This window comes from Faecalibacterium sp. OF04-11AC (assembly GCF_003460645.1).
GTDB lineage: Bacteria > Bacillota > Clostridia > Oscillospirales > Ruminococcaceae > Faecalibacterium > Faecalibacterium prausnitzii_I.
On sequence record NZ_QTVP01000017.1, the window covers coordinates 34,075 to 55,000 of the forward strand.

The following is a 20,926-nucleotide window of genomic DNA, read 5'->3' on the forward strand; positions in this document are numbered from 1 at the left end:
CAAAAGAGTTCAGCCTCTCTGCCTGTTTTGGGCAGGGAGGCTTTTTGCATTCATAATTCTTTTACAGCGGTTGGCGTTTACAGCTTCTGCAAAGGGGTGTATAATATAAATTGTGTCTGTAAATGCCGCAGACGCAGTTTTGCACTGCTGTGAGAAGGGAACATTCGTTATGGAGCAAAATCAAGCTACCCCCCGCCGTGCTGCCCCGCAGCCGACCCGCCGCCAGCGTCGTATCCGCCGCCGTCTGCGGCTGGTGCGTAACTGGGTGTTTTTTCTGGGTGCCTGTGCCGGAGCCATGGCCCTGATGACCACGGGCATCCTCTGGCTGCTGCCCAAAGCCCACGCCCTCATTGCGGGGCCGGAGGTGTTTGAGGCCCAGCAGTATGACGGCAGTGCCTATACCCTCGACCTTGTGGACGGGCGGCTGGCGCTGGTGAACGCGAACCTCCCCCTGACGGCAGAGCCCACTCCGGAGCTTGCCGTGGCGGACGATGCCACGGGCCAGCAGCTGGAAGCGGAAGCTGCTCAGCAGTACCGCACCATGGCCGAGGCTGCCCGGAACAGCGGCATTGCCCTGACGCTGGAAACCGGCTACCAGGACACGGCTGCCCGGCAGGCTGCCTTTGATGCCGCAAAACAGGCGTACCTGGAAAAAGGCCGCTCGGAAGAGGAAGCCTCTGCCAAAGCGGCGCTGACCGTGCCCATGCCGGAGGCCAGCGAGTACGCCACCGGATACGCGGCGGATATTCTGGCAGCGGACAGCGCAACGAAAGATGAGACGTTTGCCCAGAGCCGGGCCTATGAGTGGCTGACGGCTTATGCTGCCGAATATGGCTTTATCCTCCGCTGCCCGGAGGACCGGCAGGCGGCCACGGGCATGGCCTTTGCTCCCTGGCACTGGCGGTATGTAGGGGTGGAAAACGCCCTTGCCATCCGTGCCAGCGGCCTCTCGCTGGAAGAGTTTCTGGCCCTGGGCCAGCTCAGCGCGGCCAACGAGACCTGAAAAACCAAGCTATTACATCGAATGAGGAATACCAATTGAAACGAATGGAGATCGCGCCCGGGGTACACCTTTCCTGGGACCCGGCGCAAAAATTCAACCGCTGCCGCGTCAGCATCCATTTTGCCCTCCCGGCAAAGCGGGAGACCGCCACGGCTCATGCCCTGCTGCCGCTGGTGATGGAGCGCGGCTATGCCGACTGCCCGGATATGACCCAGCTGACCAAGAAGCTCGGCCCGCCTCGTACGGGGCGACCTGACTGTGGATGCCCGCCCCATGGGCGCCAACCACAACCTCTGTGTCAGCGTGACGGGCATCAAAGACCAGTTTGCGCTGGAGGGGGAGCCCTTGACGCAGGAATACGCAGAGCTGGCCCTGGGGACTGCGTTCCACCCCTATTTTGTGGGGGAGACCTTTGACCCGGAAGCTGTGAATATTGAAAAACAGATGCTCAAAAAGGCGCTGGAAGATGAAGTGAACGAGAAGCGCCTCTACTGCCAGCGGCAGGCCAACCGGGAGTTTTTTGGTGACAGCCCGGCGGGCGTCCGGCAGGAGGGCTATCTGGAAGAGGTGGAGGGCCTGACTGCCCGCCAGCTCACCGATGCTTACTACGAGATGCTGCGCGCGGCCAGCATCGAGCTGATCGTGCTGGGCTGCGGCGAGGCCCAGACCGAGGCGGTGAAAAACGCCCTGCTGGAAGAGCTGTCTCAGGTGGAGCGTGCCCCGGCGGCACTGGCGGAGAACATGGCCATGCCCCGGCGGGAGCCGCTTTACAAAACCGAGACGTTTGACACCACCCAGGCCAAGCTCTGTATGCTGTTCACGCTGGGCCAGCCCATGCAGCCCCGGCAGCTGGCAGCCGTCCGGCTGGCCATGGCCCTCTACGGCGGCAGCGTGACCAGCCGCCTGTTTTTGAATGTCCGGGAGCGGGATCACCTGTGCTATTACTGCTCGTCCTCGTTCCAGAGCTTTACGGGCAGTATGGCCGTGAACAGCGGCGTGGAGCATGCCGACGCGGCCCGGGCCGAGAAAGCTGTTTTGAAAGAGCTGGCCGACCTGTGCGACGGGCCCATTACGGACGAGGAACTGGAGGACTGCCGCCGCTCCCTCCTGAGCGGGATGACCGGGCTGGAAGATACCCTGGGCGGCATTGAGACCTGGTATTACATGGAAGTGCTGCGGGGCGGGCCCATCCAGAGCCCGGACGAAGCACGCGCGGCCCTTTGTGCCGTGACCAAAGAGGATGTCCGGGGCATCCTGCGGGCGCTGACCCTTTCGGTCAGCTACTGCCTGACACGAGAGGAGGGGAGCACCCATGCCTGAAAAACAGAGCGTTCTGGAGCAGACCGCTGCCGACCAGTGGAAAGTGCTGCCCTCGGGCCTGACGGTCATCGTGCGGCCCATGCCGGGCTACTCCGGTACCCATGTCATTTATGCCACCCGCTTTGGCTCCATTGACCGGGACTTCCGGCTGGACGACAAAGAGGTACACCTCCCGGCGGGCGTGGCCCATTTCCTGGAGCACAAGATGTTTGAGGACCAGGACGGGGACGCCTTTGCCAAGTTTGCCAAGACCGGTGCCAACGCCAACGCTTTCACGGCCTTTGACCGCACCTGCTATCTCTTTACGGCGACGGAACAGCTGGACGAGAGCCTGGACGTGCTGCTGGAAATGGTGGGCAAGCCCTACTTCACCCAGCAGACCATTGATAAGGAACAGGGCATCATCGGGCAGGAGATCAAGATGTACGACGACAGCGCGGACTGGCGGCTCATCACCGGCCTGTGCGAGTGCCTGTACCACAGTCACCCCATCCGCAGCGACATTGCGGGTACCTGTGAGAGCATTGCCACCATCACGCCCGAGATGCTGTACGACTGCTGCAAGGCGTTCTACGCCCCCAACAACATGGTGCTGGCGGCAGCCGGAAACACCACCATGGAGCAGATCCTGGCCGCCTGTGAGCGGAACGGCCTGATGGAGCCCCGCCCTGCAGAGCGGGTTCAGCGCCTGTGGCGGGACGAGCCCATGACGCTGGCGGCCAAAGAAAAGACCATCCGGATGCCGGTGGCCAAGCCCTGCTTTGGCCTGGGCTTCAAGGAGGAGCCGCTGCCCTCCGGCGACCTGCGGAGCGAGATGCTGTATGATCTGATCCTCTGCTGCATCTGCGGCGGGATGTCCAAACTCTACCGCCGCCTTTACGACGAGGGGCTGACCAACCCCGGCTTTGGCGGCGAGGTGCTCCGGGTGGATGGCTGCTGCTGCATCCTCTTCACGGGCGAAAGTGACGCGCCGGATACCGTCCGGCAGCTGCTGCTGGACGAGATCGCCCGGGTGCGGGCTGAGGGCGTGGACCGTGAAATTTTCACCCTCTGCAAGAATGAAAAATACGGCCAGCTCATTGAGAATCTGGAAAACGTGGAGGACTCGGCCAGCCAGATGGCGGATTTTGCATTGGCAGGCCAGACCGTGGCCCAGCAGATCACCACGCTGGCGGGCCTGAAGGCGGAAGATGCCGACGCGGCTCTCCAGCAGATCCTCTGCGAAGAGCGGATGGCAACCATGTACATCCAGCCGGACGGCACCGCTGTCCTGCCGGAGGACGATGGGGAGGAGGAAGAAGCATGACAAGTTTAACGAATCTGGTACAATTCCCCGGGCTGGGGCTGGAATTCACGATCAACCGGGTGGCGTTCTCCATCGGAGAAATCCACATTTACTGGTACGGTGTCTGCATCGCGGTGGGCCTGTGTCTGGCGCTGGTGTTTGCGTTCCGGCACTGTCAGGAATTCGGCGTGGACCCGGACGCCATGGTGGATGTGATCCTCATCGGTGTGGTGCTGGGCATTGCCAGCGCCCGGGCTTATTACGTTGCCATGGCTCCCTTTGAGTATGAAAGCATCTGGGAGATGCTTGCCATCCGGGACGGCGGCCTTGCCATCTACGGCGGCATCATCGGCAGCTTTTTGTTCGGCGGACTGGCCTGCAAATGGCGGGGCGTGCCCGTGCTGCCCATGTTTGACCTGACGGCCATGGGCTTCCTCATCGGGCAGGGCTGCGGCCGCTGGGGCAACTTCTTCAATCAGGAGGCTTTTGGCTGCAATACCACCCTGCCCTGGGGCATGTACAGCGAGGCCACCCGCAACTACCTCATGGGCAGCACGGTCACGGCCCAGAAAGGCGTTGTCATTGACCCGAACCTGCCCGTCCACCCCACGTTCCTCTATGAGAGCATCTGGTGCTTTGTGGGCTTTGCGCTGCTGTACTTCTACCTGAAAAAGCGGAAGTTCAACGGTGATATCACCCTGCGGTACCTCATCTGGTACGGTGCGGGCCGTTTCTGGATCGAGGCTCTCCGCACGGACAGCCTGATGCTGGTGCCCTCCATCGGCCTGCGGGTGTCCCAGCTCGTTGCCGGGCTGGCCGTAATCGTTGGTCTCGCACTGGAAATTTACCTGACCCGTAAGGATAAGGACAAACCGCTCATGGTGCCGCTGGCCCTGAACGCGGACAACCGCGCCAAGAAAAAGAAGCTGGACGGGCCGATCGCGTTCTTTGGCCCGGAAAGCAGCCTGCCCGCTTCCGCCTCCCGTGCGGAATTTTTGGAAAAGACCGCCGCGTGGAACAAAGAGGTGGGGGAGATCCTGGACGAGAACCTGGCCCGGCAGCAAAAGAACGGGTAAACAAAAAATATTTGCCCCAAAGCGCAAAAAAGCCCTTGCAATCCCGGCATTTTTTTGCTATACTATTCTAGCCGCTTGGTGTGGGCGCTTCAAATGGCCCCTGTGAGGGCCTGCCTTTACGACCAGCGAGTACAACGAAAAGGAATGAAACAAATGTACGCAATCATTGTTACCGGCGGTAAGCAGTACCGCGTGGAGCAGGGCGACATCGTCTACATTGAAAAGCTGGACGTTGAGGCCGACTCCGAAGTGAAGTTTGATCAGGTTCTCGCTATCGGCGAGGAGGGTTCTGTCAAGGTTGGCGCTCCCGTTGTTGAGGGCGCTTCCGTCTCTGCCAAGGTCATCAAGAATGGCAAGGGCAAGAAGCTGAACATCATCACCTATCGCGCAAAGAAGCACAGTGCTCGCCGCATGGGCCATCGTCAGCCTTTCACCAAGGTTGAGATCACTGCGATCAACGGCTAAGGAGGTAAATTACAATGGCACATAAAAAGGGCGTAGGCAGCACCAAGAACGGCCGCGATTCCGCAGCACAGCGTCTGGGCGCTAAGCGTGCAGATGGTCAGTTCGTTCTGGCCGGCAACATCCTGGTTCGTCAGCGTGGCACCCACATTATGCCGGGTGAGAACGTTGGCAAGGGCAGCGATGATACCCTGTTTGCTCTGGTTGACGGCACCGTCCGTTTCGAGCGCGTGGGCAAGAGCGGCAAGAAGTGCAGCGTGAAGCAGTAACTTCTTTCTAAAATCTGCAACCCATAGAGCGGACCTTTAGGGCCCGGCTCTTTTTGATGAAGACGCCTTTTCTGATTGGAAAATAAAAACCTCTCAGGCCGCGCTCTGGCGCGTCCAGCTCCCCTGATATGGGAGCTAAATCGAGGAGGAAAAGGCCTTTTTTGAGAACAGGAGGGGCTGTATGGCAGCACAAACCAACTTTATCGACATCGCCACCATCTGGCTCCATGCGGGCAAGGGCGGCGACGGCGCGGTCAGCTTCCATCGTGAAAAATTCGTGGCCGCGGGCGGCCCGGACGGCGGCGATGGCGGCCGCGGCGGTGATATCATCTTCGTCGTGGACGACCACCTCACCACCCTGATGGATTTCCGCTACAAGCGCAAATATACCGCCGATGAGGGCGGCAAGGGCGGGGCAAGCCTCTGCCACGGCAAAAATGCCGAGAACCTCATCATCAAGGTGCCTCTGGGCACTGTCATCAAGGACGCGGAGAGCGGCCTTGTGATCGCGGATCTGTCCGACCACACCCCGGTGACCATCGCCAGGGGCGGCCGCGGCGGCTATGGCAACGCGCATTTTGCAACGCCTACCCGCCAGATCCCCAAGTTTGCAAAGCCCGGTATGCCCGGCGAGGACATTCAGGTCACGCTGGAGCTGAAGCTGATCGCGGATGTGGGCCTCATTGGTTTCCCCAACGTGGGCAAATCCACCCTCATCTCCACCATCAGCGCAGCCAAGCCCAAGATCGCGAACTATCACTTCACCACTCTGGTGCCCACGCTGGGCGTCGTCTCGGTGGGGGAGGGAGCCAGCTTTGTCTGCGCCGACATCCCCGGCCTGATCGAGGGTGCCAGTGAGGGCATCGGCCTGGGCCACGATTTCCTCCGCCATGTGGAGCGCTGCCGCCTGCTGCTGCATGTGGTGGATGTCTCCGGCAGCGAGTGCCGTGACCCCATCGAGGACTTTGAGAAGATCAACGAGGAGCTGGCAAAGTTCAGCCCCGCGCTGGCCGAGCGCCCGCAGATCGTGGTGGGCAACAAGTGCGACCTGGCCACCGAGGAGCAGATCGAGGACTTCCGCAAGTATGTGGAGGCCAAGGGCCTGACCTTTGTGCCCATCTCTGCCGCCACCATGCAGGGCGTGCGGGAGCTGCCGGGCCTGGTGTACAACCGCCTGAAAGACATCCCGGCCATCCCTGTCTTTGCGCCCGAGTACAAGAAACCCGAGCCCAAGGCCGGCGGCCGCGAGTTCTCCATCATGCGGATGGAGGCTCATGTGTGGAGCGTCAACGCGCCCTGGCTGGAGTATATCCTGGCCGGCAGCAATGTGGATGACTACGAGAGCCTGCAGTATTTCCAGCGCCAGCTGGACGAGAGCGGCATTCTGGCTGCTCTGGTGGAAAAGGGCGTGCAGGAGAACGACACCATCCTCATCGGCGATTATCAGTTCGATTATATTTTCTAAGAGGTTTTTATGCAGGAACCGGAAAAGATCGACCCCCGCGAGCTCAGCCCGCTGGCACTGGCCTTTGTGGGCGACAGCGTGCTGGAGCTGCTGGTGCGTCAGCGGCTGGTGGAGCACCACCGGCTCTCGGCGGGCAGGCTGAACGCGGAAAAGGTCAAGTATGTCTCGGCCCGGGCGCAGTTCCGGGAGGAGCAGCTGCTGGAACCGCTCTTCACCGAGGACGAGCTGGCGGTCTTCAAGCGGGGCCGCAACGCCAGCAAGGCCAGCGTGGCCAAGCACGCCTCCCCGGAGGAGTACCGTGCTTCCACCGGCTTTGAGTGCTTGCTGGGCTGGCTCTACCTCAACGGCCAGCTGGCCCGGGTGCACGAGCTGTTTGAAACGCTCTGGCAGTCGTTTGACCCCAACGAGAAATAAGAAACGCGAAAGCCCGCTGCTTTCCGCACTGGAAAACAGTGCAGGGGAAAGCAGCGGGCTTTTTGCCGCGGAATGCTCAGGAACGCTTAGCGGCTGTTGCGGGCAGAGCTGCGGGTGCTGTTCTTGGCACCCTCGTCGTCGGCACCCTTGGTGTACTGGTTGGGGTGCTTGTGCTCGTTGGCGGCGCTGTTGGTGGTCCGGTTGGTCGTGCGGTTATTGGCCTGGTCGTTGGTCTGGTTGGTCGATTTGTTCTGGTTCTGATTCTTGCAGTTATTGCTGCGGTTTTCCATGGTTGGTTGCTCCTTTCCGATTCAAAAAAGAGGAAGCGGACTGGCCGCTGGCTCTGCCTCTAGTGTGGCCGGGCGGGGCGGCTTTATGCACCCGGCTTTGAAAAAACAAAAACACCAAAAGGAGGTCTGTGGGATGCCCACCGAATATTTTGAAGCCCGGGAGCGGGCCCTGCTGGGGCAGCGGTATGAGACGCTCTATGCCGCCCCCAGTGACAGCGCGGCCCGGGGTGTGACCGTCTCGGCCCTGCGCACCACGCCGGGGACATTTGCAGCCAAGGCGGACATGGCGCTGGAACCCTCGCCGTTCTGCAAGGCGGCGTTCGTGGTGCGGGAAGAAACATTCAAGCCCGGGCGGCACCCCTACCACCATGCGGGCGTGTTTTACTCGCAGGAGCCCTCGGCGGCGTCGGCGGCCCCGCCTGCTGGGCGTGAAGCCCGGGATGCGGGTGCTGGACCTGTGCGCGGCTCCCGGCGGCAAGAGCAGCCAGCTGGCGGCGGCGCTGCAGGGGCAGGGGCTGCTTGTCAGCAATGAGTATGTGGCTGCCCGGGCCGACATCCTCAAGAGCAATTTGGAGCGGATGGGCGTGCCCAATGCGGTCATCCTGAACGAGGCCCCGGCCCGCATTGCGGAGGCTCTGCCGGAGTTTTTTGACCGGGTGCTGGTGGACGCCCCCTGTTCCGGCGAGGGAATGTTCCGCAAGGAGGCCGTGGCGGTCACCCAGCACAGCGAGGCGCTGGTGAAACAGTGCGCCGAGTTGGGCGCGCAGATTTTGGACTGCGCGGCGGCGGTGCTGGCCCCCGGCGGGCAGCTGGTCTATTCCACCTGTACGTTCGCCCCGGAAGAGGATGAGGGCCAGGTGGCGGCCTTTTTGCAGCGCCACCCGGAATTCACGCTGGCGAACGCCTGGGCAATGTGGACTACACCTTTGGCAGCGAGGGCGAGGCCAACCGCACCGGCGGCCTGCCGCTGGATGTGACCAAAGTGCGCCGTGTCTGGCCCTGCCAGGGCGGTGAGGGGCATTTCATGGCCCGGTTGGTCAAGGAGGGCACGCCCCGCGCTCTGCCGGTTCCCGGCGAGTACAGCCCCGAAGAACAGCTCTGGCTGGAGGCGGCCGCCCAGGCGGGCAAAAAGGTCGGCAAAGGCAAAGGAAAGCCCACAAAGGGTTTTGACAAGGCCGATGCCCGCAGTGCCCGGAGGGAAGCTTCCCGCGGCTGCCACGAGGCCGTGCAGGGCCGGAATACCCGCACTCGGGACGCCGGGGCAGGAGAAGCCACCCCGGCCCAGAGTCTGGCAGCCTGGCAGGAGTTTGCGGCCCGGTACTTCCCGGCGCTGGCCCAGCGCCCGGCGGTGGTGCATGGCGGCGGGGTGCTGCTGCCTGTGCCGTTCCCCCAGACCACGCTCCATGTGCTGCGGGCAGGCGTGTTTGTGGGCAATGTGCAGAAAGGCCGTTTTGTGCCGGAGCACCACCTCTTTACAGCGTTCGGCGCCCAGTGCACCAACCGGGAGGAGCTGACGCTGACCGACCCCCGCACCGTGGAATACCTCTCGGGCCGGGAGATCGAGGCCCGCACCGCCGCCGATGGCTGGTGCTGCGTGACCGTGGATGGCTGGCCCCTGGGCGGCGGCAAAGTGTCCGGCGGGCGGGTGAAAAACCACTACCCCAAGCGCTGCGCCTGTTGTAACGCTCTTTTTTGACAAAAACAGGCCGGATAAGACTTGAACGCGTGCACTGATTGTGATAGAATTAAACAGTTAGATTTTGTGTGCTGCCACATGCGGGCGACCACAGCCCGTCTGCCCGCAGGCGGAGATCACTGAGAATATTTAGGAGGCTCTTTCCCATGTCTGGACATAGCAAATGGAACAATATTAAGCGCAAAAAGGAAAAGACCGACGGCGCAAAAGCGAAAGTCTTTACCAAGATCGGCCGCGAGATCAGCGTGGCTGTCCGTACCGGCGGCCCCAACCCCGCTTCCAACAGCAAGCTGGCTGACCTGATCTCCAAGGCAAAGCGCATGAGCGTGCCCAACGATAACATCCAGCGCATCATCAAGAAAGCCGAGGGCGGCGATAAGACCGAGTACGAGGCAATCACCTACGAGGGTTACGGCCCCGGCGGTGTGGCGGTCATGGTCGAGACCCTGACCGACAACCGCAACCGTACCGCTGCGGACCTGCGCCACTACTTTGATAAGAACGGCGGCAACCTGGGTGCTATGGGCTGCGTGAGCTTCCTGTTCAGCCAGAAAGGCGTCATCGACATCTCCCTCGAGGACAAGGATGCCGACGAGGCCATGATGGATGCTCTGGATGCCGGTGCTGAGGATTTCGATGCAGGCGAAGAGGCCGCAGAGATCACCACTGATCCCGAGAACTACTCCGCTGTCGTCAAGGCAATGGAGGAGAAAGGCTACGAGATCCTGAGCGATGATCTGGCCATGGTCCCCATGACCACCACCCGCCTGACCGACCCCGATCAGCTCAAGCTGATGGGCAAGCTGCTGGACGCCCTCGAGGACAACGACGATGTCCAGAACGTCTGGCACAGCCTGGAGAACGAAGAGGACCTGCCGGAATAAGTGCGGCTTGTTTTCCCCTGAACCAAACAACAAAGCCCTGCGGCTCAACAACCGAGCCGCAGGGCTTTTCTCATGTCAGCGAATCTTGTTTTTGAGCGAAAGATTCCCACAGCCATTTTCCCAGCCAGCCGCAGGCGAGCCCCACCAGCACGCCGCCGAGGATATCGGTGGGGAAGTGGACGCAGAGGTAGAGGCGGGAAAAGGCGATGAAGACGCCCAGCACAAGGGTGGCACCGGCCAGCCGTTTCTTCCCGGCCAGCCAGAGGGCAGCCACGGCGGTAAAGGAGGCCGCCGTGTGCCCGGAGGGGAATGAGTAATCACTGGGGTGGGGGATGAGGAGGACTGCCTCGGGCAACAGGTCACAGGGGCGGACACGGTGCACCAGCGGCTTGAGGATGAAGTTGCAGAGTACAAGGTCGCACACAAGGGCCAGCGCCAGAATGCACCCGGCCCGGCGGGTGCGGCGGAAGAGCAGAAGGATCGCCGCCAGCGCGATCCAGACAAACCCGGCATTGCCCAGCCGGGTAAAGAAGAGCATGACGGCATCCCGGGCAGGAGTGTGCAGGCCTTGCAGGGCAGTGAGAAATTGCAGTTCAGCGTTCATAAAGGCTCCTTCTTCATGAGCTCTCTGTTTCTGGGGTGGACCGTCAGCTCCATCCCCTTTGAGGCATTGACAGAGCGGCAGGCACCCCCACCTTTTGAGAGTGCCTGCCGCTGCTTGTTTTTAAGACTTTAAGCGTTGTTTTTCTGGTGCTTATTGCGCATCTCGTCGGTATACTGCTGGAAAGCCGTCAGAGTCTCGTCCTGATAGCCGTACCGGGCGCTCAGCTTGTTGTAGATCGTTTCCGCGGCCCGGTATCCGGTGCGGATGACGTTGAACAGCAGCATGGGCACAAAGGAGATGGAGAATGTCAGCAATCCGCTGCCCATGGAAAAATCACCAAAGTGGAGGTTGTCGGTAAAGGTGCTCCATGCGCTGCGCAGATCGCCTCCGCCGATGGTCTCGCACTGCTCCTCCTCAGAAAGACGCGCGTACGAAGCGGGAAAACAAAGGTGTTTCATCACAAAGAACTCCTTTCAACTCAAATTACACAGGACACGCTCAGGCCACGGCCAGCGTGTTGTTCGGGATGGCAGCAGCGGCAGCCTCTTTGGCAGCCTTGTCAGCTTTGGTCTGCTCATAGATGGCCTTGATATCCTGATAAATCGCAACGGCCGTGTTGATGATCTGCATGGTCTGTGCATAAACATAGAAAGCGGCAAAACTGCCGACCACAACCGTACCTGCCTTGCCAGCAGGAGTTTGACGGCCCCAGTAATGTTTGACCGAGCCTGTAATGGATAGGCCATCATCATGCATCTCTTTCATACCATTCCAAGCAGCATTAAAGGCACCCTGGCCCAGGGTCTTGATGGTATTCACAGCAAAGTTGATCGCAAAATTCAGCACAGCAACTGTAGCATCACTGGCTGTGATGGCACCGCCCTCAATATAGGTCATTTCCTCTTCGGAGAGAACCGTGTAGGATGCGGGCATCAACATCTGGTTCTGATATGTAAGTTCCATCATGGGAAAACTCCTTTCGCTCGTACGTCCGCACAGGGGCGGAGAATCACTTATCAGGATTATAGCATAACTGCGGAAAAACAACAAGAGAGCGCTGAAAGATAAATTTAGACGAATTTCAAGGACTTTGAACGGAAAAATTGGAAAAAGAAACGAAAAAACGAAAAATAGTGGAAAATGCTCTGCGAGAGGATGGTGAAAAAATGTTGTGTAAAATTTGCGCTGGATGCATTTTATAGCAGTTTGCGCTTTTAACGCACAAGCAACATCCGCAAACTGCATATCGCAAATATGCCGTTTTGATAGGCACTATTTATGAAAAATTGCGATAGAACAGAAAAACCGCCACTCCCGGCTCTGAGAACAGAGCGGGCAACGCGGCGGTTTTATGGGGAGAAAATGAAGAAAATAGCGTTTTGGAAAGTTCCCGTCAGGCGGGAGCACGGTCGTAGAGCCGGGTCAGCTCTGCAATATGGCCGTCCAGGCCGTCAGGGAGAGGCTGGGCCAGCCGCCACTGCCAGTTGGCACCCTGGGTGCTGGGGGTGTTGATGCGGGCCTCCGCGCCCAGATGAAGCCAGTCTGCGAAAGGGATGATTGCCATATCCGAAGCACTGGCGAGGCAGGCGGAGATCATGGCCTCAGTGAGGGTGTCCGGCGTGCAGCGCAGGTAACGGCAGGCGTAGGCCACATCCTCGGGGGCGGCAGTCTGCTGCCAGCCCTCGGTGGTGACGTTATCGTGCGTGCCGGTGTAGACCACGCTGTTGGCAGGGTAGGTGTAGGGCAGGTAGTTGCCCGGCTCCCGGCGGTCAAAGGCAAATTGCATGATCTTCATGCCCGGGTAGCCGCTGGCGGCCAGCATGGCTTTGACCTCCGGGGTCAGGTAGCCCAGGTCCTCGGCAATGATGCCGCCCTCGCCCAGACACTCGTGCATGGCCTGGATGAACGCACGGTCAGGGCCCTTTTCCCAGTGGCCGCCCGCTGCCGTTTTGTTCCCGGCGGGGATGGAGTAGTAGCTCTCAAAGCCGCGGAAGTGGTCGATGCGGACCACGTTGTAAATGGAGGTGGCGTGCTGCATCCGGCGCTTCCACCAGGCAAAGTCCGTGGCCTGATGCCTGGGCCAGTCGTAGAGCGGGTTGCCCCAGAGCTGGCCGTCGGCGGCAAAGGCGTCTGGCGGGCAGCCGGCCACCTGGGTCAGGTGGACCTGCCCATCGGTCTGGAAGAGCTCCGGGTGGGTCCACAGGTCGCTGGAATCCGGGCTGACATAGATGGGAATGTCACCCACCAGCTGCACGCCTTTTGCATTGGCATAGGCCTTGAGGACGTTCCACTGGGTGTAGAAGAAGAACTGCACGGCCTTGTGATAATCCACCTGCTCCGCCAGCCGGGCCCGGGCGGCGGCCAGTGCTTCCGGCTGACGGGTGCGCAGAGCATCCGGCCAGTCGGCGAGGCCTGCCTGATGTTGCTCGGCCTTGATAGCCATGAACAGGGCATAATTCTCCAGCCAGAAGTCCTGCCTGGTGCAGAACGTGTGGTAGGCGTCCGTGGGGGAGGCCAGCAGCCGGTCGGCGGCCTTTTTCAGCACCAGCGGGCGCTCGCGGTAGAGGGCACCATAATCAATGGCACCCACAGGCTGGGGGGCGGGCAGCTCGGCCTGGGTCAGGAGACCCTGCTCGACCAGAAGCCGGTAATCAATGAAATAGGGGTTGCCTGCGAAAGCGGAAAAGCTCTGGTAAGGGCTGTCTCCGTAGCCGGTCGGGCCAATGGGCAGGATCTGCCAATAGGTCTGCTTCGCTCCGGCCAGAAAATCCACAAACGCGAACGCTTCTTTGCCCAGTGTGCCAATGCCAAAGGGGCCTGGCAGGCTGAACACGGGCATCAGGATGCCGCATGCACGCATTTTGGAACCCTCCTTGTCGTGTTGAGATTAACCCTTGACAGCGCCTGCCACGACGCCCTCGATGATGTACTTCTGGCAGGTCATGTACAGGATGATGATGGGGATGATGGCAATGATGATGCAGGCCATCATGGGGGCCAGCTCCACGCGGCCATAACCGCCGCGGAAGTACTGGATGGCCATGGGGATGGTGCGGTATTTCTTGATGTCCAGCACCAGCGTGGGCAGGAGGTAGTCGTTCCAGACCCACATGGTCTCCAGAATGGCGGTGGAGATCATGGTCGGCTTGAGGATGGGGAAGACGATCTTGAAGAAGATCTGGAGGGGGTTACAGCCGTCGATCATGGCGGCCTCCTCGATCTCAATGGGGACGCTCTTCATGAAGCCGGTGAACATGAAGACGGCCAGGCCCGCGCCGAAGCCCAGATAGATGATGCAGATGTTCCACGGGGTGTTCAGCTTGAGGGTGTCCGCCGTTTTGGACAGGGTGAACATGACCATCTGGAATGGCACGACCATGGAGAAGACGATGAGCAGGTTCATGAACTTGCTGAGCTTGTTGTTGACACGGGTGAGGTACCAGCCGTCATGGAGCAGCACAGCAGGATGAGCGCCACGCTGGACACCGTGATGAGCAGGCTGTAGCCCAGGCTGGAGAGGAAGTTCATCTTGAAGACGCCGTAGACGTAGTTGGACAGGCCCGCAAACGTCTCTTTGGTGGGCAGCTGGAAGACGGTGGAGGTGGTGAACGTGCCCTCCACCTTGAGACTGTTAATTAAGATCAGAACGATGGGGTAGACCCAGAGCAGGCAGAGCAGGATCATGACCACTACAAGGACGGTATCCCAGGCTTTACGCTGTTTGGACATTACTGCTGCACCTCCTTAGAGCGGGTGAAATGAAGCTGGACCAGCGAGATGACGATGACGATGAGGAAGAAGACCACGGCCTTTGCCTGGCCGATGCCTTTCCACTGGGCGCCGGAGCGGCCATAGAACGTGTTGTAGATGTTCAGAGCCAGCATCTCGCTCATGTTGGCGGGCTCGCCGCCCGTCAGGGCAACGTTCTGGTCAAACAGCTTGAAGCTGTTGGTCAGGGTGAGGAACGTGCAGATGGTAACGCTGGGCATGACCATGGGGATCTTGATCTTGAACAGGATCTCCCGGTCGTTGGCACCGTCGATCTTGGCGGCTTCGATGAGGTCGCCGGGGACGCTCTGCAGGCCGGCCACATAAATGATCATCATGTAGCCGATCTGCTGCCAGCACATCAGGATGACCAGACCGATGAAGCCGTATCTGGCATCCAGGGCCAGCAGGGGCTTTTGCAGGTTGGCCAGCACGCCGTTGAGCAGGATCTGCCAGATGTAGCCCAGCAGGATGCCGCCGATCAGGTTGGGCATGAAGAAGACGGTGCGGAAGAGGTTGGTGCCCTTGATGCCCCGGGTGAGCACCAGCGCGATGGCAAAGGCGCAGACGTTGATGAGGACGGTGGACACCACGGTGAACGCCGCCGTGAAGCCGAACGCGTGGAGGAACGTGGAATCCTGGAACACGTTGATGTAGTTCTGGATGCCCACGAACGTGGTCTTGCTGACGGTGGTGAACCGCTGGAACGACAGATAAATGCCCCAGATAAAGGGCCAGATAAAGCCGATGATGAACGCGATCAGGGTAGGCAGCACGAACACCGGCCAATATTTGCTGATGGCCTTTTGCATGATATACCTCCAAAAAAGAGGGAGGCGGGCGAACCATTCGCCCGCCTCCCTTTGCAAGTCAGGTGTTAGAAACGATGGGGGAGCTTAGCCGTTGGCCAGCTTATACTCCTTGGCCCAGCCATCCACAAATGCGGTGGTGACATCGTCCCAGCTGCCCGTGCCTGCGGCATAAGCGGTCAGTGCACTGCCCACGCCGTTCTTCCACTCCTCGGAAGGCATGGTGGAGAAGCACCAGTCCACACTGGTCTTGCCAGCGGCCACATAATCGTTTGCAATGGCGATCAGGGGGTTGGTGGAGTCCTTGGCAGCCTTGAACGGGATGACAAAGCCCATATCGTCGGCCATGGAGGAAGTGCCCTTGTCAGAGGTGACACACCAGTACAGGAAGTCCAGAGTAGCCTGGATGTCTTCGTCCGAAGAGGTGTTGTTCACGCACCAGAAGTTCTCGGAACCGGTGCACAGGCCCTGATTCTCTTCGCCGTCCGCACCGATGTAGATAGGCAGCATACCCAGATTGTCGTCGCCAGAGAGGAGATATCGCTGTATGCCCAGGTGCCGTTCTGATAGAAGACAGCTTTCTTGTCCACGAACTCAGCCACGGCGTCGTTGCCAGTCTTGGAGGCCAGCAGCTTGGGGTCACAGGTGGAATCGGTGATGTACAGATCCCAAATCTGCTTGTAGTTGTCCAGATAGGTGCCCTTGATGGCGTCGGTGGAACCAATGCCGTCTGCCTTGTACTCATAGTAGATGGGCAGGTTTGCCAGATGGGTCTTGAAGCGCCAGTCGGAAGAGCTATCCATGCCGGCGGAGGTGAAAGCACCCTCAACGCCCAGCTCGTCCTTGCGGGCCTGGATATCGTCGGCTACTTTCTTCAGGTCATCAAAGCCCTTGATGTCGTCCTGGGTGTAACCGGCGGCGCTCAGCAGCTCTTTGTTGTAGATGATGCCGTAAGTCTCGATGACGTATGCGATACTGGTAACGGCGTCGCCGTCTTTCAGGGCAAAGGAGTCACTGGTCAGCTCGCCGTAGAGTTTGCTGTCGGACAGGTCCAGGCAGTAATCTTTCCAGTTGGCCAGACCCACAGGGCCGTTGACCTGGAACAGGGTGGGAGCTTCGCTCTTCTCCATCTCGCTCATCAGGGTGGTCTCGTACTGGCCGGAAGCGGCGGTCACGACGGTGACAGGCACGCCGGTCTCCTCGGTGTAAGCCTTGGCCAGATCCTGCCAAGCCTGATCCTGCTCGGGCTTGAAGTTCAGGTAGTAGACCTTACCGGAAGCGCCGGAAGCAGCAGCGGTGCTGGAAGCAGCGGTAGAAGTGGCCGTGGAAGCAGCGGTGGAGCTGCTGGAAGAGCCGCCGCAGGCAGCCAGACCCAGAGCAGCAGCGGAAACACCGGCGGCTTTCAGGAAGTTACGACGAGAGATCATCTTTTTCATAATTGTTCTCCTTCTTCATTATTGAAAAATTATGAGGTGCTATTTTACTTGCCGCCCACAGGGAGCGGCAGGAAATCAAAAGAAATATTAGAGCGGGTGGCGGCAGGGGCAGACGCTTTCGCCCTGCTGCAGCTCGGGCTGCAGGGTGATGGTCTGGGCCGGGCCCCGTGCTCGATCTGATTGATCAGAAGCTCGATGCTCTGGAGCGCGATCTGCTCGCTGGGCTGGACAATGGTGGTCATGACCGGGACACAGTAGCGGGACATCGTGATCCCGTCAAAGCCGATGACGGAGACGTCCTGCGGCACCCGGAACCCGGCGCTGACCAGCGCCCGGATGGCACCAAACGCGATGACATCGCTCATGGCAAACAGGGCGGTAAACTCGGCCCGGCGTGCCAGCAGGCTGTTCATGGCGTGGTAGGCGGATTCAAAATCGTAGTTGGAGAGGCCGTAGAGCCGGTCATCAAAGGCGAGGCCCGCCTGCTCCATGGCATCCTGCGCGCCCAGGCGGCGCATCCGGCTGGGAAAACTGGTGGTGGGACCGCCCAACACCGCGATCTTGCTGTGCCCCTGTGCGATGAGGTGAGCCACGGCGGTATGGGCCGCCGCCCGGTCATCCACGCCCACCATGGAAAGGTTGGGGAAGTGGAGCTCGTCCGAGACGAGGGTGGCCAGCACCGAGGGGACAGAAATGTTGGAAAAGCCGTTCTGGAAATTGGCTACGCTGCCACCCAGAAAGATGATGCCCTTGGGCTTGATCTCCCGCAGGATCTTTTCGGCCGCGTCGATCTCGTTGGCGTTTTCGTCGATGTAGGAGATGATGCCGTTGTAGCCGTACAGGGTGGCCGCCCGCTGCAGCTGGACCAGGAAGTCCGAGAAGAAGAGGTTGCGGGTGCCTTGACCACAAAGACCACGCTCCGCGACTGCTGGATCTTGAGCTGGCGGGCGTTGGTATTGGGGACGAACCCGGCTTCCCGCATGACTTTTAAAACGTGCTCCTTGGTCTCGGGCCGCACGTCGGGGCGGTCATTGATGACGCGGGAGATGGTGCTCACCGAGCAGCCGCTGATGCGGGCGATATCTTTGATCGTCAGATTCGGCATGGGGAGAAGCACCTCGTTTTTTGGAAAATCTTCGGGAACGGTGTCGGGAACGTTTCCAGTGGCTATAGTATGGCACAATCCGCACAAAAAATCAATCGGTCGGAATCACTTTTGGCAATTTTGTCTAACAGATCAACCCGTCTTTGTGCAGGTTGATCTGCCGGGAAAGCGAAACTGAAGAATGTTCCCGGTAATTTCCGGGAACCATCAGAAAACCCCGGGAGAACCGTACCATTTTGTTACTTTTCACGGATGAAATTGGAAAAATTAGACAGAAAAAATCCCGACACCGTGACCGATTTCTTGTCGGTACCGATGCCGGGAAAATCAAGGCTGTTTCCAGAAAGCGTCCAATGCTTCCGAGAGGGCCTGAGTGTTTTGCAGATATTGCAGGTGCCCCCAGTGACGGGGGAACAGCCGGGTATACTCGCTGCGGGCAAAGCGGTCATCCAACAAAAGAACCACGCCTTTATCTTCGCTGGTGCGGATGACCCGCCCTGCCGCCTGTAAGACCTTGTTCATGCCCGGGCAGCGGTAGGCGTAGTCAAAGCCGGTGCCGCCGGGGGCCGCGTCGTAATAGCGGCGGAGCATCTCCTGCCGGGGGTTCACCTGGGGCAGGCCCACACCCACGATGGCGCACCCGATGAGGCGGTCCCCCGCTAAATCGACCCCCTCCCCGAAGATGCCGCCCAGCACCCCGAAACCTAGCAGAGTCTTTTCCGGGTGGGGCGCAAACCGGGCCAGAAATGCCGCCCGCCCGGCGTCGTCCAGTCCGCTCTCCTGCGCCAGCGTGGGGATGTCCGGGTAGCGGGCCGTGAAATCCTCGTACACCTGCCGCAGGTAGGCGTAACTGGGGAAAAACGCCAGATAGTTGCCCACTTTGCCTTTTGCCATGGCCGCCAGCGCGTCGGAGAGGGGGCGGATGCTGGCCTCCCGGTCCCGATACCGGGTGGAGATGGAGGGCAGGCAGTAGAGCCCCAGGTGCTGGGGCGGGAACGGGCTTTCCAGCGCCACGGCCCGGGCGTCCGGGCAGCCCAACACATTCCGGTAGTAGCCCGGCGGGGTCAGTGTTGCGCTGAACAGGGCGGCGGCCCGCCCGCCGCTGAGGCTGGCGTCCACAAAGGGGCCGGGTCCAGGCAGAGGATGTGGAGATCCAGCGCGCTGCCATAGGCCGTCAGCTGGGCGGTAAAGTGCTCGTCGTACCGCTCTGCCGCCCGCAGGATGTCCTGTACCTTAAAATAAAGGTCGAGCAAGGTTGTGTGGGCCTCGGCGTCCGGGTGCTGCTCCAGCCAGTCCTGCAGGGGAACTGTCAGGGCCTGCAGGGGCTTTAACAGCCCGGCGGGCAGCTCCCGAAAAAGACCGTGCCGTCCTCCGCAAAAAGCGGCTCCGGCAGCGCGAATGCGGTTTCCGCCTCCGGGGCGTCCAGCAGGCTGGTCTGTTTGGCCTCGGCGGGGGCAGCTTCCGCGGGCAGGGTGCCGTGCCGGGGGGCCAGCTCCGCCACAGCCCGCCGCGCTTCCAGAAAGGCCTTGTCAGCCTTGCGCAGGGCCGTTTTGAGGGCGCTTTTGCCCGGGCCCAGAGAGCGCTTGGCCTCGGTGAGGCTGGCCTTGGAAAAGCTGGCGGAGTACATGGCCCGGGCCCGGTCGGGCAGGTTGTGGGCCTCGTCGATGAGGAAGAGCCAGTCACCGGAGGCATCGAAGAAGCGGCGGAGCCTTACCACCGGGTCAAACAGATAGTTGTAATCCCCGATGACCACATCGCACCACTCGCTCAGGTCCAGCCCCAGCTCAAAAGGGCAGACCGAGAATTTCCGGCCCGTCTCGGCCAGCACGGTCCGGTCAAAACAGCCGCTGCCGCCGTCCAGAAGGCAGAGAGGGCCGTTTTGAGGCGGTCGTAGTAGCCGTTGGCGTAGGGGCAGAGCTCCGGCAGGCAGGCGGGGCGGCCCTCGGCGTCCCTGCACAGACAGGCTTTCTCCTTGGCCGTCAGGGTCACGCTGCGCAGGGCCAGCTCCGGGGCTGAGGCCCGCAGCCGGGCAAGGGCGTCCTCGGCAGCGGCCTGGGTGGTGTTGCGGGCCGTGAGGTAAAAGAGCTTTTCGCCGTGGCCCTCGCCCATGGCTTTCAGGGCCGGGAAGAGGGCGCTCATAGTCTTGCCAATGCCGGTGGGAGCCTGGCAGAAGAGCCGGGCCCCGCCTTTGCCGCCCGCCTTGCAGGCCCGGTAGATTTCCCCAGCAAGAGCCCGCTGCCCGGGCCGGTACGTTTCAAAGGGGAAGCGCAGGGCGTTCAGACTGGCAGCCCGGCGGGTGTCCCAGTCCAGCTGGCGCCGGGCCCAGGGGGCAACCTGCCGCAGCAGACCCTCGAAGAACGCGTCCAGTTCTTCCTGCGTGAAATGTCGGGGAAACCGGACGATCTCGTCGGTGTCGATCTGGTAATAGGTCAGCCGGACATCCAGCCGGGGCAGGCCCTGCTGTTTGGCATAGATGGCCCCGTAGACCATCCCCTGTGCCCAGTGGCAGGGGTTGCCGTCCTCCTGAATTTCGTCCGTGGGGATGGCGGTGGTTTTGATCTCGTCGATGACGGTCACGCCGTCCTCGCTCTGGAAAATGCCGTCGGCCCGGCCCTCGATGGTGAACGGGATGCCGTCCACCTCCCGGGTTTCGGAGAGGAAGACTTCCGCCTGATAGCCCTCCCCGGCGGCCTTTTGAAGCTTGCGGTGGATGCGGGCCCCCTCGTTGGCCCGGTCGAACCCCGCAAAGCGGCTGTCGATGCTGCCCGTCCGTAATAAAAACTCTACCAGCTCCCGCACTGAGAGCTTTACTTCAGCCATCCTGTTTTCCTCTTACAACAACATAACATCTGCTGCAAAGCAGCAAATCAGCGAAGCTGGAAAATTTGGACAGAGATCTTCACGCGAATGCGTGAATCTCCCAAATTTTTCAGTGTAGCAAACATAAATGGGGTTATTAGGGGCGAGCAGCCCCTGATTCGTGCCCCGCGCCTCGAAACTAGCGGCCCTTTTCTGGTTCTCTTTTGGGGACAAAAGAGAA

Annotated in this window: 24 protein-coding genes and 3 pseudogenes; 12 read left to right on the forward strand and 15 right to left on the reverse strand. The window is 60.5% G+C overall.

The window, feature by feature from the left end; translation table 11 throughout:
- Positions 1–169 precede the first annotated feature (169 nt).
- The 8 genes from DXA70_RS09170 to DXA70_RS09205 all read left to right on the forward strand — a co-directional run bounded on the left by DXA70_RS09170 (position 170) and on the right by DXA70_RS09205 (position 7,294).
- The gene (locus tag DXA70_RS09170) at positions 170–1,003 is read left to right on the forward strand and encodes a M15 family metallopeptidase (RefSeq protein ID WP_128118281.1); all 834 of its coding nucleotides are present in this window, start codon (positions 170–172) and stop codon (positions 1,001–1,003) included.
- A gap of 273 nt (positions 1,004–1,276) precedes the next feature.
- A complete protein-coding gene (locus tag DXA70_RS09175) occupies positions 1,277–2,323 on the forward strand; it encodes an insulinase family protein (protein ID WP_243001271.1) in 1,047 nt (348 codons plus the stop codon).
- On the forward strand, positions 2,316–3,629 hold the full coding sequence (locus DXA70_RS09180; protein WP_128118282.1) for a pitrilysin family protein: 1,314 nt from the start codon (positions 2,316–2,318) through the stop codon (positions 3,627–3,629). The genes DXA70_RS09175 and DXA70_RS09180 overlap by 8 nt, the downstream gene beginning before the upstream one ends.
- Positions 3,626–4,684, forward strand: a complete 1,059-nt coding sequence (gene lgt, locus DXA70_RS09185) for a prolipoprotein diacylglyceryl transferase (RefSeq protein ID WP_128118283.1) — start codon at positions 3,626–3,628, stop codon at positions 4,682–4,684. Before DXA70_RS09180 ends, lgt begins: the two co-directional genes overlap by 4 nt.
- A gap of 153 nt (positions 4,685–4,837) precedes the next feature.
- Positions 4,838–5,149: a 50S ribosomal protein L21 gene (gene rplU / locus DXA70_RS09190; RefSeq protein WP_015563947.1), complete on the forward strand. Its 312-nt coding sequence runs from the start codon at positions 4,838–4,840 to the stop codon at positions 5,147–5,149.
- A gap of 14 nt (positions 5,150–5,163) precedes the next feature.
- On the forward strand, positions 5,164–5,415 hold the full coding sequence (gene rpmA, locus DXA70_RS09195) for a 50S ribosomal protein L27 (RefSeq protein WP_112114710.1): 252 nt from the start codon (positions 5,164–5,166) through the stop codon (positions 5,413–5,415).
- Between the two features lie 181 nt (positions 5,416–5,596).
- Positions 5,597–6,880, forward strand: coding sequence for a GTPase ObgE (gene obgE, locus DXA70_RS09200; RefSeq protein WP_022256462.1), 1,284 nt, complete (start codon positions 5,597–5,599; stop codon positions 6,878–6,880).
- 9 nt (positions 6,881–6,889) lie between these two features.
- A complete protein-coding gene (locus DXA70_RS09205; protein WP_022256463.1) occupies positions 6,890–7,294 on the forward strand; it encodes a ribonuclease III domain-containing protein in 405 nt (134 codons plus the stop codon).
- An 86-nt stretch (positions 7,295–7,380) separates the two neighbouring features.
- On the opposite strand, the gene DXA70_RS09210 is transcribed toward DXA70_RS09205, so the two are convergent.
- A complete protein-coding gene (locus tag DXA70_RS09210; protein WP_128118284.1) occupies positions 7,381–7,584 on the reverse strand; it encodes a hypothetical protein in 204 nt (67 codons plus the stop codon).
- A 133-nt stretch (positions 7,585–7,717) separates the two neighbouring features.
- Here DXA70_RS09210 and DXA70_RS15460 point away from each other — a divergent pair, with 133 nt between their 5' ends.
- The 4 genes from DXA70_RS15460 to DXA70_RS09220 all read left to right on the forward strand — a co-directional run bounded on the left by DXA70_RS15460 (position 7,718) and on the right by DXA70_RS09220 (position 10,164).
- Positions 7,718–8,116, forward strand: coding sequence for a hypothetical protein (locus DXA70_RS15460; RefSeq protein ID WP_347553535.1), 399 nt, complete (start codon positions 7,718–7,720; stop codon positions 8,114–8,116).
- Positions 8,025–8,561 (forward strand): RsmB/NOP family class I SAM-dependent RNA methyltransferase, encoded by a 537-nt coding sequence (locus DXA70_RS15465; protein ID WP_347553536.1) that lies wholly within the window; start codon positions 8,025–8,027, stop codon positions 8,559–8,561. Before DXA70_RS15460 ends, DXA70_RS15465 begins: the two co-directional genes overlap by 92 nt.
- Positions 8,498–9,280 (forward strand): RsmF rRNA methyltransferase first C-terminal domain-containing protein, encoded by a 783-nt coding sequence (locus tag DXA70_RS15470; RefSeq protein ID WP_347553537.1) that lies wholly within the window; start codon positions 8,498–8,500, stop codon positions 9,278–9,280. Before DXA70_RS15465 ends, DXA70_RS15470 begins: the two co-directional genes overlap by 64 nt.
- A 146-nt stretch (positions 9,281–9,426) precedes the next feature.
- Entirely contained in the window at positions 9,427–10,164 is a 738-nt protein-coding gene (locus DXA70_RS09220; protein ID WP_128118285.1) for a YebC/PmpR family DNA-binding transcriptional regulator, read from the forward strand.
- Between the two features lie 70 nt (positions 10,165–10,234).
- Here the strand turns inward: DXA70_RS09220 and DXA70_RS09225 are convergent, their stop codons facing one another.
- The 14 genes and pseudogenes from DXA70_RS09225 to DXA70_RS13840 form a co-directional block, all read right to left on the reverse strand.
- On the reverse strand, positions 10,235–10,768 hold the full coding sequence (locus DXA70_RS09225) for a phosphatase PAP2 family protein (RefSeq protein WP_128118286.1): 534 nt from the start codon (positions 10,766–10,768) through the stop codon (positions 10,235–10,237).
- A gap of 128 nt (positions 10,769–10,896) precedes the next feature.
- Positions 10,897–11,226 carry a hypothetical protein gene (locus tag DXA70_RS09230; RefSeq protein ID WP_022256468.1) on the reverse strand — a complete coding sequence of 110 codons (330 nt, stop codon included), beginning with the start codon at positions 11,224–11,226 and terminating at the stop codon, positions 10,897–10,899.
- 40 nt (positions 11,227–11,266) lie between these two features.
- Positions 11,267–11,734 carry a hypothetical protein gene (locus DXA70_RS09235; RefSeq protein ID WP_128118287.1) on the reverse strand — a complete coding sequence of 156 codons (468 nt, stop codon included), beginning with the start codon at positions 11,732–11,734 and terminating at the stop codon, positions 11,267–11,269.
- A gap of 427 nt (positions 11,735–12,161) precedes the next feature.
- A complete protein-coding gene (gene malQ, locus DXA70_RS09240; RefSeq protein ID WP_128118288.1) occupies positions 12,162–13,628 on the reverse strand; it encodes a 4-alpha-glucanotransferase in 1,467 nt (488 codons plus the stop codon).
- Positions 13,629–13,655: 27 nt separating this feature from the next.
- Positions 13,656–14,497: pseudogene (locus DXA70_RS09245) on the reverse strand (carbohydrate ABC transporter permease).
- Positions 14,497–15,348 (reverse strand): sugar ABC transporter permease, encoded by an 852-nt coding sequence (locus DXA70_RS09250; protein WP_128118289.1) that lies wholly within the window; start codon positions 15,346–15,348, stop codon positions 14,497–14,499. Before DXA70_RS09250 ends, DXA70_RS09245 begins: the two are co-directional and overlap by 1 nt.
- An 84-nt stretch (positions 15,349–15,432) precedes the next feature.
- Positions 15,433–16,781, reverse strand: a pseudogene (locus DXA70_RS09255) (ABC transporter substrate-binding protein).
- A 44-nt stretch (positions 16,782–16,825) separates the two neighbouring features.
- On the reverse strand, positions 16,826–17,650 hold the full coding sequence (locus DXA70_RS09260) for a substrate-binding domain-containing protein (RefSeq protein WP_347553538.1): 825 nt from the start codon (positions 17,648–17,650) through the stop codon (positions 16,826–16,828).
- Between the two features lie 146 nt (positions 17,651–17,796).
- A pseudogene (locus tag DXA70_RS14495) lies at positions 17,797–17,886 on the reverse strand (LacI family DNA-binding transcriptional regulator); the annotation flags it as partial.
- 327 nt (positions 17,887–18,213) lie between these two features.
- A complete protein-coding gene (locus tag DXA70_RS14500; RefSeq protein WP_243001272.1) occupies positions 18,214–19,005 on the reverse strand; it encodes an ATP-dependent DNA helicase in 792 nt (263 codons plus the stop codon).
- Entirely contained in the window at positions 18,951–19,139 is a 189-nt protein-coding gene (locus DXA70_RS14505; RefSeq protein WP_243001273.1) for a hypothetical protein, read from the reverse strand. The genes DXA70_RS14500 and DXA70_RS14505 overlap by 55 nt, the downstream gene beginning before the upstream one ends.
- Before the next feature lie 74 nt (positions 19,140–19,213).
- The gene (locus DXA70_RS14510; protein WP_243001274.1) at positions 19,214–19,714 is read right to left on the reverse strand and encodes a hypothetical protein; all 501 of its coding nucleotides are present in this window, start codon (positions 19,712–19,714) and stop codon (positions 19,214–19,216) included.
- Positions 19,654–20,706: a PD-(D/E)XK nuclease family protein gene (locus tag DXA70_RS14515; RefSeq protein ID WP_243001275.1), complete on the reverse strand. Its 1,053-nt coding sequence runs from the start codon at positions 20,704–20,706 to the stop codon at positions 19,654–19,656. Before DXA70_RS14515 ends, DXA70_RS14510 begins: the two co-directional genes overlap by 61 nt.
- Before the next feature lie 12 nt (positions 20,707–20,718).
- Positions 20,719–20,926: hypothetical protein (locus DXA70_RS13840; RefSeq protein WP_207660163.1), on the reverse strand; the 208-nt coding region annotated here is incomplete at its 5' end.

What these genes read in the sequence shown, in the direction of transcription:
- DXA70_RS09170 (WP_128118281.1), top strand. Translation starts at nt 170, where the DNA reads ATGGAGCAAAATCAAGCTACCCCCCGCCGTGCTGCCCCGCAGCCGACC.
- DXA70_RS09175 (WP_243001271.1), top strand. Translation starts at nt 1,277, where the DNA reads ATGGGCGCCAACCACAACCTCTGTGTCAGCGTGACGGGCATCAAAGAC.
- DXA70_RS09180 (WP_128118282.1), top strand. Translation starts at nt 2,316, where the DNA reads ATGCCTGAAAAACAGAGCGTTCTGGAGCAGACCGCTGCCGACCAGTGG.
- lgt (WP_128118283.1), top strand. Translation starts at nt 3,626, where the DNA reads ATGACAAGTTTAACGAATCTGGTACAATTCCCCGGGCTGGGGCTGGAA.
- rplU (WP_015563947.1), top strand. Translation starts at nt 4,838, where the DNA reads ATGTACGCAATCATTGTTACCGGCGGTAAGCAGTACCGCGTGGAGCAG.
- rpmA (WP_112114710.1), top strand. Translation starts at nt 5,164, where the DNA reads ATGGCACATAAAAAGGGCGTAGGCAGCACCAAGAACGGCCGCGATTCC.
- obgE (WP_022256462.1), top strand. Translation starts at nt 5,597, where the DNA reads ATGGCAGCACAAACCAACTTTATCGACATCGCCACCATCTGGCTCCAT.
- DXA70_RS09205 (WP_022256463.1), top strand. Translation starts at nt 6,890, where the DNA reads ATGCAGGAACCGGAAAAGATCGACCCCCGCGAGCTCAGCCCGCTGGCA.
- DXA70_RS09210 (WP_128118284.1), bottom strand. Translation starts at nt 7,584, where the DNA reads ATGGAAAACCGCAGCAATAACTGCAAGAATCAGAACCAGAACAAATCG.
- DXA70_RS15460 (WP_347553535.1), top strand. Translation starts at nt 7,718, where the DNA reads ATGCCCACCGAATATTTTGAAGCCCGGGAGCGGGCCCTGCTGGGGCAG.
- DXA70_RS15465 (WP_347553536.1), top strand. Translation starts at nt 8,025, where the DNA reads ATGCGGGTGCTGGACCTGTGCGCGGCTCCCGGCGGCAAGAGCAGCCAG.
- DXA70_RS09220 (WP_128118285.1), top strand. Translation starts at nt 9,427, where the DNA reads ATGTCTGGACATAGCAAATGGAACAATATTAAGCGCAAAAAGGAAAAG.
- DXA70_RS09225 (WP_128118286.1), bottom strand. Translation starts at nt 10,768, where the DNA reads ATGAACGCTGAACTGCAATTTCTCACTGCCCTGCAAGGCCTGCACACT.
- DXA70_RS09230 (WP_022256468.1), bottom strand. Translation starts at nt 11,226, where the DNA reads ATGAAACACCTTTGTTTTCCCGCTTCGTACGCGCGTCTTTCTGAGGAG.
- DXA70_RS09235 (WP_128118287.1), bottom strand. Translation starts at nt 11,734, where the DNA reads ATGATGGAACTTACATATCAGAACCAGATGTTGATGCCCGCATCCTAC.
- malQ (WP_128118288.1), bottom strand. Translation starts at nt 13,628, where the DNA reads ATGCGTGCATGCGGCATCCTGATGCCCGTGTTCAGCCTGCCAGGCCCC.
- DXA70_RS09250 (WP_128118289.1), bottom strand. Translation starts at nt 15,348, where the DNA reads ATGCAAAAGGCCATCAGCAAATATTGGCCGGTGTTCGTGCTGCCTACC.
- DXA70_RS14515 (WP_243001275.1), bottom strand. Translation starts at nt 20,706, where the DNA reads ATGGCTGAAGTAAAGCTCTCAGTGCGGGAGCTGGTAGAGTTTTTATTA.